At 43.2% G+C, this 15,000-nt stretch carries 7 protein-coding genes and 6 rRNA genes (2 of these 13 cut by a window edge); 6 read left to right on the top strand and 7 right to left on the bottom strand.

The features are described from left to right. The 6 genes from QRY57_RS03240 to QRY57_RS03215 form a co-directional block, all read left to right on the top strand. On the top strand, window positions 1-297 hold the 3' end of the coding sequence (locus tag QRY57_RS03240; protein ID WP_208019565.1) for a response regulator transcription factor. 417 nt of this gene lie to the left of the window's left edge; 297 of the gene's 714 nt are visible here — the last part of the coding sequence; the start codon falls outside the window, past its left edge; it ends in the stop codon at window positions 295-297. Continuing rightward, window positions 287-1,303: a sensor histidine kinase gene (locus QRY57_RS03235; protein WP_208019566.1), complete on the top strand. Its 1,017-nt coding sequence runs from the start codon at window positions 287-289 to the stop codon at window positions 1,301-1,303. Before QRY57_RS03240 ends, QRY57_RS03235 begins: the two co-directional genes overlap by 11 nt. Before the next feature lie 68 nt (window positions 1,304-1,371). Next, a complete protein-coding gene (locus QRY57_RS03230) occupies window positions 1,372-2,301 on the top strand; it encodes an ABC transporter ATP-binding protein (RefSeq protein WP_286016637.1) in 930 nt (309 codons plus the stop codon). Then, a complete protein-coding gene (locus QRY57_RS03225; protein ID WP_026593423.1) occupies window positions 2,294-3,031 on the top strand; it encodes an ABC transporter permease in 738 nt (245 codons plus the stop codon). Before QRY57_RS03230 ends, QRY57_RS03225 begins: the two co-directional genes overlap by 8 nt. 76 nt (window positions 3,032-3,107) lie before the next feature. Continuing rightward, entirely contained in the window at window positions 3,108-3,905 is a 798-nt protein-coding gene (gene bacA, locus QRY57_RS03220; RefSeq protein WP_208019569.1) for an undecaprenyl-diphosphate phosphatase, read from the top strand. Window positions 3,906-4,356: 451 nt separating this feature from the next. Further along, window positions 4,357-4,803, top strand: a complete 447-nt coding sequence (locus tag QRY57_RS03215; RefSeq protein ID WP_286016636.1) for an ASCH domain-containing protein — start codon at window positions 4,357-4,359, stop codon at window positions 4,801-4,803. Between the two features lie 137 nt (window positions 4,804-4,940). Here QRY57_RS03215 and rrf (QRY57_RS03210) read toward each other — a convergent pair. From rrf (QRY57_RS03210) to QRY57_RS03180, 7 genes are all read right to left on the bottom strand, one after another. Beyond that, window positions 4,941-5,056, bottom strand: a 5S ribosomal RNA gene (gene rrf / locus QRY57_RS03210). 50 nt (window positions 5,057-5,106) lie between these two features. After that, window positions 5,107-8,027, bottom strand: a 23S ribosomal RNA gene (locus QRY57_RS03205). A gap of 146 nt (window positions 8,028-8,173) precedes the next feature. Then, window positions 8,174-9,724 (bottom strand): 16S ribosomal RNA (locus tag QRY57_RS03200). A 594-nt stretch (window positions 9,725-10,318) separates the two neighbouring features. Further along, complete coding sequence (locus QRY57_RS03195; RefSeq protein WP_286016635.1) at window positions 10,319-11,287, bottom strand: alpha/beta hydrolase; 969 nt, start codon at window positions 11,285-11,287, stop codon at window positions 10,319-10,321. Between the two features lie 367 nt (window positions 11,288-11,654). Beyond that, window positions 11,655-11,770, bottom strand: a 5S ribosomal RNA gene (gene rrf / locus QRY57_RS03190). Window positions 11,771-11,820: 50 nt separating this feature from the next. Beyond that, window positions 11,821-14,741: ribosomal RNA gene (locus tag QRY57_RS03185) — 23S ribosomal RNA — on the bottom strand. A gap of 145 nt (window positions 14,742-14,886) precedes the next feature. Continuing rightward, window positions 14,887-15,000 (bottom strand): 16S ribosomal RNA (locus QRY57_RS03180) (it continues 1,437 nt past the right edge of the window). The 16S, 23S and 5S rRNA genes sit together here, the layout of an rRNA operon.

The raw sequence follows: 15,000 nt of genomic DNA, 5'->3' as shown, positions 1-15,000 counted from the left end.
GGACTAACAATTGATATAAACAAGTACATAGTTAACATAGATGGTAAAGAAGTGTCCTTAACTGGAAAAGAGCTTGAACTATTAAAGTTCTTCGCCTTAAATCCTGAACAAGTTTTTACAAAGACGCAACTCTTTCGCAATGTTTGGGATAGTAACTATATAGAAGATGATAATACCGTTATGGTACATATTAGAAAACTTAGAAAGAAAATAGAAATTGATCCTTCAAATCCTAAGTTTATTCAAACTGTATGGGGTATTGGCTATAAATTTGTAGGTGAAAAGGATGAAGAGTGATAAAGTTCTCTATCTTATTCTATTGCAGTTTATCATCCTCACCGGACTTCTATTTATAGATATGGTTCACACATTAAAATTAATTTTATTCATTATCCTTATGGTTATAACAGGAAGTCTTTTCTTTACAAGACTTCATTTTATTCAAACTCGGAAGTCCATGGTTACGAAATTAAAACGCGCCATTAATGGCAATCTACATACACGATTATATACAAATAACGACCATTCACTAGATGACATAACTTTCTCTATAAATGACTTAATAACCGAACTAGAAAAAGTACAAGTTGAGGCCAAAAAGTCTCAAAAGGCTAGAAAACAACTTTTATCTAGTATCTCACACGATATACGAACACCCCTTACTTCTATTATTGGATATATTGATGCATTAAAAGATGGTATTGCTACTTCAGAGGAAGAACAACTGGAATATCTTGAAATACTCTCAAATAAATCAAATAGTTTAAAACAATTAGTTGATGAAATATTTAATATGGCGAAGCTTGATGCTGATGAATTTCCATTAAAGGAAGAACAACTTGATTTTTCAGAGATTACTAGAGAGTCACTCATTGAGTTTTTACCTGAACTATCAAAACAAGATATAGAGTTACTAGTTAGCATCCCAGAAACACCTTGTCCCGTTACGGCGGATTCTCTTAGTCTTATGCGAGTTATAGGTAATCTCATGAAAAACGCTATATACTACGGAAAGTCCGGAAAAATAATAGGAATCGAACTTTTAGAAACTATTAATGAATATCAGCTGCTCATTTGGGATAAAGGCCCTGGAATTTCAACAGATGATTTAGAAAACGTATTTGAGAGAATGTACCGAAGTGACCAATCAAGAAACCTCTCACATGGTGGGAGTGGCCTAGGACTTGCTATTGCAAAGGCTCTCGTAGAAAAAAACGGCGGACAAATATGGGTAGAAAGTATTCCGTGGAAAAAAACAACCTTTGGCTTTTCCATCCCTAAACAAACTACTTTTAAGAAATAGTTAAGAAATGATTAAGCAGCAGTTAAATCCTTCTTTTTATCATGTACTTAAGAGATTATAGAAAGTAGGTGTTCAACATCAATACAATTATAAAAACTACAAACTTGACCAAAGCTTATGGCAAACAAAAATCAGTAGATAATCTAAATATAAATGTGAATCAAGGAGAGATTTACGGCTTTATCGGACGAAACGGCGCAGGGAAAACAACGACAATCCGAATGCTACTAGGCCTCATAAAACCGACAAGTGGGAAAATCGAAATATTTGGGGAGGATTTTTTCAAAAACCAAAAAGAAATTTTAAGAAGAATTGGTTCTATCGTTGAAGTTCCAGGGTTTTATGAAAACCTTACTGCAAAAGAAAATTTATTAATTAATGCCAAAATCATTGGAGTTCACAAAAAAAATGCGATTGAAGAGGCATTAGAAATTGTCGGGCTAGAGCATGAAACGAAAAAGCTAGTAGGAAAATATTCATTAGGGATGAAACAACGATTAGGAATCGCAAGAACCCTTCTCCATTATCCAGAACTATTAATCCTAGATGAGCCGACCAATGGCTTAGATCCAATTGGTATTAAAGAAATGCGAAAGCTTATTAAATCTTTAGCACAAGAAAGAAACATAACGATATTAATTTCCAGCCATATTTTAGCTGAGGTCGAACAGCTAGTAGATCATATGGGGATTATTCATGAAGGGAAGTTATTAGAAGAGATCTCTCTTGATGAACTTCGAAAAACAAATCGTAAATACTTAGAATTTCAAGTAAGCAATGATAATAAAGCTGCGATGCTTTTAGAAAAACAATTTCATATTTTTGATTACGAAGTACATGATGATGGAAATATTCGCGTGTATTCTCATTTCGGAAAACAAGGGCAGATTAATAAAACGTTTGTTCAAAGCGATATTGAAGTATTAAAAATTATGATGAGCGAAGACAGATTAGAAGATTATTTCACCAAATTGGTTGGGGGTGGAACAATTGGTTAATCTACTATATACAGAACTATTAAAATTGAAACGTTCTAATATGTTCTTGATTAGTATTATTGGGGCAGCTGTAGCACCTTTTATGATCGTTTTGGCCTTTTATATAGAAATGAAAACAAAACCATCCGTTACACCTGCGAGTTTCGATGCCCTTTTTCTTAATGTAAATATGTATATTATTTTATTTATGGGAGTTCTTCTATACGGAGTCGTTACCGCTTATCTCTTTAATCGTGAATACACAGAAAATACATTAAAAAATTTATTAACCATTCCTGTATCACGTTTTAACTTTATTATGAGCAAATTCATCCTTCTGCTTATTTGGATTATGATCCTAACTATAGTTGCATGGGGACTAACTTTACTATTAGGGCTATTAGGAGGCTTTCCTGGATTAAGCATCCCTTTATCTTTTCAATTTTTAGTGAAATTTTTACTAGGCGGTGGATTCCTTTTTATCTTATCTTCTCCTATTGTACTGCTAACTCTTGTAATGAAGACTTATGTTCCGCCTATTATATTAACAATTGTTGTAGCAATGGTAAATGTTCTAACTGCAAGTTCGGAACACAAGGATTTGTTTCCTTGGACAGCTGCACTAGATATAGTAAATAACGAATTGCAACCGACATATCCTCCAGAATATTCTTATGTTGCTATCGCTGCTACAGCTATTATCAGCTTTCTCGCAACAATATTCTATTTTAAAAAGGTTGATATTCATTGATTTATAAGGATAATGAATATCAACCTTTGTCTCTGTCTACCTACAACATTTTCATTTAAATAATAGGAGTGAAATTATGAGCGATACAATTATTGCCTTCATACTCGGTATTGTAGAAGGACTAGCTGAATTTTTACCTATCTCTTCTACTGGGCATCTTATATTAGTCGGACACTTATTAGGTTTTGAAGGAGAAAGAGCAAAAACATTTGAGATTGTTATACAACTAGGAGCCATTTTAGCTATTGCTGTTTTATATCATAAACGACTTGTTTCCTTATGTAACATTAGGCCTCTTCTGCAAAAAGAGAAAAGATTCAATGCACTACATGTTTTCCTAGGTGTATTCCCAGCCGTAATCGCTGGCTTACTCTTACATGATGTGATCAAAACATACTTATTTCAACCATATACTGTCGTTATTGGGCTTGTAGCAGGAGCTATTCTTATGATTTTTGCAGAAGTTAAAAAACCTGAAGCTACCTCCTATTCATTAGATGATTTAACATACCGTCAAGCATTAACAATTGGATTGTTTCAATGTTTAGCAGTATACCCTGGCTTTTCAAGGGCTGGATCCACAATGTCTGGAGGACTGTTAGCAAAAGTGAATTATAAAGCTGCATCAGAATTTTCTTTTCTTATAGCTCTTCCTGTCATGGTTGGAGCAACAGGTCTAGACTTATTAAAGAGTTGGGAACATTTAAGTATAGATGATCTTCCCATGTTTGCAGTAGGATTTATTACTTCCTTTGTCGTAGCAATGCTAGCAGTAGTAACCTTTCTAAAGTTACTAGCAAAAATAGGTTTAAAGCCATTTGCCTATTACCGCATTTTGTTAGCTATTGTATTCACTGTATTCGTATTGCTATAACCATATGAAAATCACCGATAAAAAGACAATAACTAACCGATATTTCTATAGGAGTATCGGTTAGTTGCAATTATACCTATTTAACTACCGTGCATTCCCCATTTTAGTAAAAAGACGCATTTAAACAAATTATTTATAAAAGACGTTAGTTTTATCATTCCAAAAGAATCATCTAATCTTAAAAACGTAGATGTTTGTTTAAAATAGCTCGACTTCATTATTCTGAATATTCTTTAATATAAATATGTGTAAACGTTTATTAAATAGATGGATACAAATGAGCAGCACGAGTATATAAACCATATTTATTAAGCCCTTTCCTTTTCCTGACTCTAAAAACAATAAAGAAAATGTAATTTATCAAACAAACCATCTATTATGAACAAACGGAATCTTATCATAAGCAACGGGATATTTAACTAGACGATTAAGAAATGGGTGAATGATACTAATGAATCAATTAGCACAGCAATACTGGAATGAATACTGGAAGAAGAATGAAAAACCTCAAACTGTCAGTGCATGGCAGTTTGGGTCCTCTCCTGACTATCTTGCTCAATTAGTAATTGATGGTGTAAAAACAGCAACATGCTCTGGGCATATCTTCTATGAACTAGAAAACAAACCACTTCCAACAACCAATGATTATAGTATTATATTAAATAGCAATGATGAGCCTGTAGCTATTATTAGAACAACAGAAGTAACTTTGGCACCAATGAATGAGGTCCTTGAAGAATTCGCTATTGCAGAAGGAGAAGGAGATCAGACCTATGAATATTGGAAAAACACCCATACAAAGTTCTTTACGAAAGAATTGAATGAAATTGGTCGTGAGTTCTCTGAAGACATGTTACTCGTTTGCGAACGTTTTGAACTTATTGATGTGAAGAAATAAATATACTTACTTGTCATCTACAATTTAAGAAATACGTAGGTGATAAGTTTATCTTTATTATTTTTAATTCAAATAGATAAATACATATTACATTTTTAAACCACAAAAAAACCTAAGTCGAAATGACTTAGGTTTTTGCTTGGCGACGTCCTACTCTCACAGGGACAAGGTCCCAACTACCATCGGCGCTAGAGAGCTTAACTTCCGTGTTCGGTATGGGAACGGGTGTGACCTCTCTGCCATCATCACCAAACTATTGAAGGCATATTCCTTCAAAACTAGATAACATTTGCTTCATATTATATGGTTAAGTCCTCGATCTATTAGTATTCGTCAGCTCCACATGTCACCATGCTTCCACCTCGAACCTATCAACCTGATCATCTTTCAGGGATCTTACTAGCTTACGCTATGGGAAATCTCATCTTGAGGGGGGCTTCATGCTTAGATGCTTTCAGCACTTATCCCTTCCGCACATAGCTACCCAGCTATGCCCTTGGCAGAACAACTGGTACACCAGCGGTGCGTCCATCCCGGTCCTCTCGTACTAAGGACAGCTCCTCTCAAATTTCCTACGCCCACGACGGATAGGGACCGAACTGTCTCACGACGTTCTGAACCCAGCTCGCGTACCGCTTTAATGGGCGAACAGCCCAACCCTTGGGACCGACTACAGCCCCAGGATGCGATGAGCCGACATCGAGGTGCCAAACCTCCCCGTCGATGTGGACTCTTGGGGGAGATAAGCCTGTTATCCCCGGGGTAGCTTTTATCCGTTGAGCGATGGCCCTTCCATGCGGAACCACCGGATCACTAAGCCCGACTTTCGTCCCTGCTCGACTTGTAGGTCTCGCAGTCAAGCTCCCTTATGCCTTTGCACTCTACGAATGATTTCCAACCATTCTGAGGGAACCTTTGGGCGCCTCCGTTACACTTTAGGAGGCGACCGCCCCAGTCAAACTGCCCACCTGACACTGTCTCCCGGGTCGATAAGACCCGTAGGTTAGAATTTCAATACAGCCAGGGCGGTATCCCACCAGCGCCTCCACCGAAGCTAGCGCTCCGGCTTCAAAGGCTCCCGCCTATCCTGTACAAGCTGTACCAAAATTCAATATCAGGCTACAGTAAAGCTCCACGGGGTCTTTCCGTCCTGTCGCGGGTAACCTGCATCTTCACAGGTACTATAATTTCACCGAGTCTCTGGTTGAGACAGTGCCCAAATCGTTACACCTTTCGTGCGGGTCGGAACTTACCCGACAAGGAATTTCGCTACCTTAGGACCGTTATAGTTACGGCCGCCGTTTACTGGGGCTTCAGTTCAGAGCTTCGCTTGCGCTAACCCCTCTCCTTAACCTTCCAGCACCGGGCAGGTGTCAGCCCCTATACTTCGCCTTACGGCTTCGCAGAGACCTGTGTTTTTGCTAAACAGTCGCTTGGGCCTATTCACTGCGGCTTTCCGTTAAGAAAGCACCCCTTCTCCCGAAGTTACGGGGTCATTTTGCCGAGTTCCTTAACCAGAGTTCTCTCGCTCACCTTAGGATTCTCTCCTCGCCTACCTGTGTCGGTTTGCGGTACAGGCACCTTTTATCTCGCTAGAAGCTTTTCTTGGCAGCGGGGAATCAAAGACTTCGCTCCATAAGGAGCTTCCCCATCACAGCTCAGCCTTCACGATAAGCGGATTTGCCTACTTATCAGCCTAACTGCTTGGACGTGCACAACCAATCGCACGCTTCTTCTATCCTTCTGCGTCCCTCCATTGCTCAAACGATAAAGAGGTGGTACAGGAATATCAACCTGTTGTCCATCGCCTACGCCTGTCGGCCTCGGCTTAGGTCCTGACTAACCCTGAGCGGACGAGCCTTCCTCAGGAAACCTTAGGCATTCGGTGGACGGGATTCTCACCCGTCTTTCGCTACTCATACCGGCATTCTCACTTCTAAGCACTCCACCAGTCCTTCCGGTCTGACTTCACTGTCCTTAGAACGCTCCCCTACCACTGATACGTAAGTATCAATCCGCAGCTTCGGTGGTGTATTTAGCCCCGGTACATTTTCGGCGCAGAGTCACTCGACTAGTGAGCTATTACGCACTCTTTAAATGGTGGCTGCTTCTAAGCCAACATCCTAGTTGTCTAAGCAACTCCACATCCTTTTCCACTTAATACACACTTTGGGACCTTAGCTGGCGGTCTGGGCTGTTTCCCTTTTGACTACGGATCTTATCACTCGCAGTCTGACTCCCAAGGATAAGTCATTGGCATTCGGAGTTTGACTGAATTCGGTAATCCGATGAGGACCCCTAGTCCAATCAGTGCTCTACCTCCAAGACTCTAACACTTGAGGCTAGCCCTAAAGCTATTTCGGGGAGAACCAGCTATCTCCAGGTTCGATTGGAATTTCTCCGCTACCCACACCTCATCCCCGCACTTTTCAACGTGCGTGGGTTCGGGCCTCCATTCAGTGTTACCTGAACTTCACCCTGGACATGGGTAGATCACCTGGTTTCGGGTCTACGACCACGTACTAAACGCCCTATTCAGACTCGCTTTCGCTACGGCTCCGCCTCTTCAGCTTAACCTCGCACGGGATCGTAACTCGCCGGTTCATTCTACAAAAGGCACGCCATCACCCGTTAACGGGCTCTGACTATTTGTAGGCACACGGTTTCAGGATCTCTTTCACTCCCCTTCCGGGGTGCTTTTCACCTTTCCCTCACGGTACTGGTTCACTATCGATCACTAGGGAGTATTTAGCCTTGGGAGATGGTCCTCCCGGATTCCGACGGAATTTCACGTGTTCCGCCGTACTCAGGATACATTCAAGAGAGAACGAAGTTTCGACTACGGGGTTGTTACCCTCTGTGACGAGCCTTTCCAGACTGCTTCGTCTACCTCGTTCCTTTGTAACTCCGTATAGAATGTCCTACAACCCCAAGAGGCAAGCCTCTTGGTTTGGGCTAGATTCCGTTTCGCTCGCCGCTACTCAGGAAATCGCATTTGCTTTCTCTTCCTCCAGGTACTTAGATGTTTCAGTTCCCTGGGTCTGTCTTCCTTACCCTATGTATTCAGATAAGGATACCATACCATTACGTATGGTGGGTTTCCCCATTCGGAAATCTTCGGATCAAAGCTTACTTACAGCTCCCCGAAGCATATCGGCGTTAGTCCCGTCCTTCATCGACTCCTAGTGTCAAGGCATCCACCGTGCGCCCTTTCTAACTTAACCAAACTAAAATTAAAAAAATATGAGCTACACTGTTATCTAGTTTTCAAAGAACATACATTTATTTCTGAGAGATAGTTCTCTCAAAACTGAACAAAACGAAACACGGAAACTTATATTGATGAACAGCGTTCATCAATTCTCCATAGAAAGGAGGTGATCCAGCCGCACCTTCCGATACGGCTACCTTGTTACGACTTCACCCCAATCATCTGTCCCACCTTAGGCGGCTGGCTCCAAAAGGTTACCCCACCGACTTCGGGTGTTACAAACTCTCGTGGTGTGACGGGCGGTGTGTACAAGGCCCGGGAACGTATTCACCGCGGCATGCTGATCCGCGATTACTAGCGATTCCAGCTTCATGTAGGCGAGTTGCAGCCTACAATCCGAACTGAGAACGGTTTTATGAGATTAGCTCCACCTCGCGGTCTTGCAGCTCTTTGTACCGTCCATTGTAGCACGTGTGTAGCCCAGGTCATAAGGGGCATGATGATTTGACGTCATCCCCACCTTCCTCCGGTTTGTCACCGGCAGTCACCTTAGAGTGCCCAACTTAATGATGGCAACTAAGATCAAGGGTTGCGCTCGTTGCGGGACTTAACCCAACATCTCACGACACGAGCTGACGACAACCATGCACCACCTGTCACTCTGCCCCCGAAGGGGAAGCCCTATCTCTAGGGTTGTCAGAGGATGTCAAGACCTGGTAAGGTTCTTCGCGTTGCTTCGAATTAAACCACATGCTCCACCGCTTGTGCGGGCCCCCGTCAATTCCTTTGAGTTTCAGCCTTGCGGCCGTACTCCCCAGGCGGAGTGCTTAATGCGTTAACTTCAGCACTAAAGGGCGGAAACCCTCTAACACTTAGCACTCATCGTTTACGGCGTGGACTACCAGGGTATCTAATCCTGTTTGCTCCCCACGCTTTCGCGCCTCAGTGTCAGTTACAGACCAGAAAGTCGCCTTCGCCACTGGTGTTCCTCCATATCTCTACGCATTTCACCGCTACACATGGAATTCCACTTTCCTCTTCTGCACTCAAGTCTCCCAGTTTCCAATGACCCTCCACGGTTGAGCCGTGGGCTTTCACATCAGACTTAAGAAACCACCTGCGCGCGCTTTACGCCCAATAATTCCGGATAACGCTTGCCACCTACGTATTACCGCGGCTGCTGGCACGTAGTTAGCCGTGGCTTTCTGGTTAGGTACCGTCAAGGTGCCAGCTTATTCAACTAGCACTTGTTCTTCCCTAACAACAGAGTTTTACGACCCGAAAGCCTTCATCACTCACGCGGCGTTGCTCCGTCAGACTTTCGTCCATTGCGGAAGATTCCCTACTGCTGCCTCCCGTAGGAGTCTGGGCCGTGTCTCAGTCCCAGTGTGGCCGATCACCCTCTCAGGTCGGCTACGCATCGTTGCCTTGGTGAGCCGTTACCTCACCAACTAGCTAATGCGACGCGGGTCCATCCATAAGTGACAGCCGAAGCCGCCTTTCAATTTCGCACCATGCGGTGCAAAATGTTATCCGGTATTAGCCCCGGTTTCCCGGAGTTATCCCAGTCTTATGGGCAGGTTACCCACGTGTTACTCACCCGTCCGCCGCTAACTTCATAAGAGCAAGCTCTTAATCCATTCGCTCGACTTGCATGTATTAGGCACGCCGCCAGCGTTCATCCTGAGCCAGGATCAAACTCTCCAATAAAGTTAGTTTGTCTAGCATCTAAAATAAAAATTGACGTTTCACGTTGTTTGTTTCGTTCAGTTTTCAAAGAACTCGTTTGTCGCTTATTTGCGACTTCCTTATGTTAACATTTCTTCATTTCAATGTCAACTAAGTTTTTTATTTCGTTTGTCGCGTTTTGCGTTGTTGCTATCAGCGACTCGTATAATATTACACGCTTATTACTATAAAAGCAACCCTTTTTTTAATGTTTTTTTAACTCCTCTACTATATCTAAAATCCCCTTTATAACTTCCTTGCCTCCACTTGCATTTTAAGGTGGCATATTATTCACCAAAAGCGGCAAAAAACTTGAATAAAGTGTACACCTCTAACTATAGACATAATATATCCGGCACAACCTAATCTCAAATTATTAGATTATGAAAGATATCTTTATTCATAAACAATAAAAAGTCACCTATATAAATCTCCCCTCCATACACTTCATTCATATTTCACCTTACTATGTTAATCCCTACTAATTACTCTATCAATATATGTAATATATGTAGTATATACATAAATAAAGAATCTTTCACTATTAAGAGTGAAAGATCCTTTATGAACCTACAGCTACGCAGCAATATACCTTTCGACAAATCCCCATACAGTATTCCAATATTTCTCTGAATCTATCTTTTCAGCTTCTCCGTGACCTGCACCTGGCACAATTAATTTTTCTTTTTCTACCTTTGCAGCATTATACACTTCATCTAACATTCCAAAAGGAACAAAAGGAACAAATGTATCAGCATCTCCATGAATGAATAACATCGGGGTTTTACTTTTTGCAACTTGCTTGACAGCCGATCCTTCATTCAAGTCATAACCAGCACGAAGTTTTGTAATTGTATTCGCCGCATTCATAACAGGGAATTTTGGTAAATGGAATAAATCCTTTAATTGGTACGTAAATTCATCCATTACAGACGAATAACCACAATCTTCTATAATAACTTTAACATTAGAAGGTAAATCTTCTCCAGAAGTCATCATAACAGTCGCACCTCCCATCGAAATACCGAACAGAGCTATTTCTGCTTGTGGATCTTCTTTTAATATACGCTCAATCCACAGCATAATATCCTTACGATCATGCCACCCCATACCAATATAGTCACCTTGACTATTTCCATGACCACGAAGATCAGGCGCTACCACACTATAACCTTTTTCATAAAAATGACGAATATATTTTGTCATTTCCGAGGCTCTCCCACTATAGCCGTGAACCACGATTGACCATTTATGACTAGATTCCTGATTACGATATTCATGGCCATTTAGTTTTAAATCATCAAAAGAGCGTGCAATTATCGTATTCGGTTGATGTTTTGATAAAAATTCAGCATTTTTTACTTCATCAGTGGCTACTACGTTACCCGATGTAGTTACGGTTTTCTTTAAATGAGGGTTTCCCTCTAAAAATTCTTTTTCTTGTTTCGCATTTAACGCATAGTTATAAAAGTAGTTTCCAACTAACATATACGCAATAACTAGAAGGAGTAAAACTACTATTGTAACAATACTTATTTTCTTCATTCTATAAACCCTTTCTCTACTATGTATATTTAAAAATACCTTATATTACATTATATCAATTCTAAATATAGCACCCTCATGTTGCATCAAGATTTTTACTAATCTAGAATAGTACGCCTCCGAAAAAGTTTATCCCACGTTAACGGGTGGTAATACTCCCACCTCAAAATTCAGCGAAATTATTGTCCAGTTCCAGTGGCTAGAATGTCCGGCGGGAGATAAACTGCCCGTAAAAGCCCGATTGGTGAGGGTCAATAATCAGCTGTGGAGGAAGAACCCCCCCACTGATTAAAGTTTCACTTTATTAAAGACCTTCAATAAGCTATATACACAAAAAAGACGAGTCATTCTGACTCGTCTTAAGGTTGCTTGGCGACGTCCTACTCTCACAGGGACAAGGTCCCAACTACCATCGGCGCTAGAGAGCTTAACTTCCGTGTTCGGTATGGGAACGGGTGTGACCTCTCTGCCATCATCACCAAACTATTGAAGGCATATTCCTTCAAAACTAGATAACATTTGCTTCATATTATATGGTTAAGTCCTCGATCTATTAGTATTCGTCAGCTCCACATGTCACCATGCTTCCACCTCGAACCTATCAACCTGATCATCTTTCAGGGATCTTACTAGCTTACGCTATGGGAAATCTCATCTTGAGGGGGGCTTCATGCTTAGATGCTTTCAGCACTTATCCCTTCCGCACATAGCTACCCAGCTATGCCCTTGGCAGAACAACTGGTACACCAGCGGTGCGTCCATCCCGGTCCTCTCGTACTAAGGACAGCTCCTCTCAAATTTCCTACGCCCACGACGGATAGGGACCGAACTGTCTCACGACGTTCTGAACCCAGCTCGCGTACCGCTTTAATGGGCGAACAGCCCAACCCTTGGGACCGACTACAGCCCCAGGATGCGATGAGCCGACATCGAGGTGCCAAACCTCCCCGTCGATGTGGACTCTTGGGGGAGATAAGCCTGTTATCCCCGGGGTAGCTTTTATCCGTTGAGCGATGGCCCTTCCATGCGGAACCACCGGATCACTAAGCCCGACTTTCGTCCCTGCTCGACTTGTAGGTCTCGCAGTCAAGCTCCCTTATGCCTTTGCACTCTACGAATGATTTCCAACCATTCTGAGGGAACCTTTGGGCGCCTCCGTTACACTTTAGGAGGCGACCGCCCCAGTCAAACTGCCCACCTGACACTGTCTCCCGGGTCGATAAGACCCGTAGGTTAGAATTTCAATACAGCCAGGGCGGTATCCCACCAGCGCCTCCACCGAAGCTAGCGCTCCGGCTTCAAAGGCTCCCGCCTATCCTGTACAAGCTGTACCAAAATTCAATATCAGGCTACAGTAAAGCTCCACGGGGTCTTTCCGTCCTGTCGCGGGTAACCTGCATCTTCACAGGTACTATAATTTCACCGAGTCTCTGGTTGAGACAGTGCCCAAATCGTTACACCTTTCGTGCGGGTCGGAACTTACCCGACAAGGAATTTCGCTACCTTAGGACCGTTATAGTTACGGCCGCCGTTTACTGGGGCTTCAGTTCAGAGCTTCGCTTGCGCTAACCCCTCTCCTTAACCTTCCAGCACCGGGCAGGTGTCAGCCCCTATACTTCGCCTTACGGCTTCGCAGAGACCTGTGTTTTTGCTAAACAGTCGCTTGGGCCTATTCACTGCGGCTTTCCGTTAAGAAAGCACCCCTTCTCCCGAAGTTACGGGGTCATTTTGCCGAGTTCCTTAACCAGAGTTCTCTCGCTCACCTTAGGATTCTCTCCTCGCCTACCTGTGTCGGTTTGCGGTACAGGCACCTTTTATCTCGCTAGAAGCTTTTCTTGGCAGCGGGGAATCAAAGACTTCGCTCCATAAGGAGCTTCCCCATCACAGCTCAGCCTTCACGATAAGCGGATTTGCCTACTTATCAGCCTAACTGCTTGGACGTGCACAACCAATCGCACGCTTCTTCTATCCTTCTGCGTCCCTCCATTGCTCAAACGATAAAGAGGTGGTACAGGAATATCAACCTGTTGTCCATCGCCTACGCCTGTCGGCCTCGGCTTAGGTCCTGACTAACCCTGAGCGGACGAGCCTTCCTCAGGAAACCTTAGGCATTCGGTGGACGGGATTCTCACCCGTCTTTCGCTACTCATACCGGCATTCTCACTTCTAAGCACTCCACCAGTCCTTCCGGTCTGACTTCACTGTCCTTAGAACGCTCCCCTACCACTGATACGTAAGTATCAATCCGCAGCTTCGGTGGTGTATTTAGCCCCGGTACATTTTCGGCGCAGAGTCACTCGACTAGTGAGCTATTACGCACTCTTTAAATGGTGGCTGCTTCTAAGCCAACATCCTAGTTGTCTAAGCAACTCCACATCCTTTTCCACTTAATACACACTTTGGGACCTTAGCTGGCGGTCTGGGCTGTTTCCCTTTTGACTACGGATCTTATCACTCGCAGTCTGACTCCCAAGGATAAGTCATTGGCATTCGGAGTTTGACTGAATTCGGTAATCCGATGAGGACCCCTAGTCCAATCAGTGCTCTACCTCCAAGACTCTAACACTTGAGGCTAGCCCTAAAGCTATTTCGGGGAGAACCAGCTATCTCCAGGTTCGATTGGAATTTCTCCGCTACCCACACCTCATCCCCGCACTTTTCAACGTGCGTGGGTTCGGGCCTCCATTCAGTGTTACCTGAACTTCACCCTGGACATGGGTAGATCACCTGGTTTCGGGTCTACGACCACGTACTAAACGCCCTATTCAGACTCGCTTTCGCTACGGCTCCGCCTCTTCAGCTTAACCTCGCACGGGATCGTAACTCGCCGGTTCATTCTACAAAAGGCACGCCATCACCCGTTAACGGGCTCTGACTATTTGTAGGCACACGGTTTCAGGATCTCTTTCACTCCCCTTCCGGGGTGCTTTTCACCTTTCCCTCACGGTACTGGTTCACTATCGATCACTAGGGAGTATTTAGCCTTGGGAGATGGTCCTCCCGGATTCCGACGGAATTTCACGTGTTCCGCCGTACTCAGGATACATTCAAGAGAGAACGAAGTTTCGACTACGGGGTTGTTACCCTCTGTGACGAGCCTTTCCAGACTGCTTCGTCTACCTCGTTCCTTTGTAACTCCGTATAGAATGTCCTACAACCCCAAGAGGCAAGCCTCTTGGTTTGGGCTAGATTCCGTTTCGCTCGCCGCTACTCAGGAAATCGCATTTGCTTTCTCTTCCTCCAGGTACTTAGATGTTTCAGTTCCCTGGGTCTGTCTTCCTTACCCTATGTATTCAGATAAGGATACCATACCATTACGTATGGTGGGTTTCCCCATTCGGAAATCTTCGGATCAAAGCTTACTTACAGCTCCCCGAAGCATATCGGCGTTAGTCCCGTCCTTCATCGACTCCTAGTGTCAAGGCATCCACCGTGCGCCCTTTCTAACTTAACCAAACTAAAATTAAAAAATATGAGCTACACTGTTATCTAGTTTTCAAAGAACATACATTTATTTCTGAGAGATAGTTCTCTCAAAACTGAACAAAACGAAACACGGAAACTTATATTGATGAACAGCGTTCATCAATTCTCCATAGAAAGGAGGTGATCCAGCCGCACCTTCCGATACGGCTACCTTGTTACGACTTCACCCCAATCATCTGTCCCACCTTAGGCGGCTGGCTCCAAAAGGTTACCCCACCGACTTCGGG

The organism is Bacillus arachidis (assembly GCF_030285945.1).
GTDB lineage: Bacteria > Bacillota > Bacilli > Bacillales > Bacillaceae_G > Bacillus_A > Bacillus_A arachidis.
Note: the sequence above shows the minus strand (reverse complement) of the source record. Positions and strands in the feature narration are given on the sequence as shown.

Coding starts and splice junctions, on each gene's coding strand:
- QRY57_RS03235 (WP_208019566.1), top strand. CDS start 287: ATGAAGAGTGATAAAGTTCTCTATCTTATTCTATTGCAGTTTATCATC.
- bacA (WP_208019569.1), top strand. CDS start 3,108: ATGAGCGATACAATTATTGCCTTCATACTCGGTATTGTAGAAGGACTA.
- QRY57_RS03215 (WP_286016636.1), top strand. CDS start 4,357: ATGAATCAATTAGCACAGCAATACTGGAATGAATACTGGAAGAAGAAT.
- QRY57_RS03195 (WP_286016635.1), bottom strand. CDS start 11,287: ATGAAGAAAATAAGTATTGTTACAATAGTAGTTTTACTCCTTCTAGTT.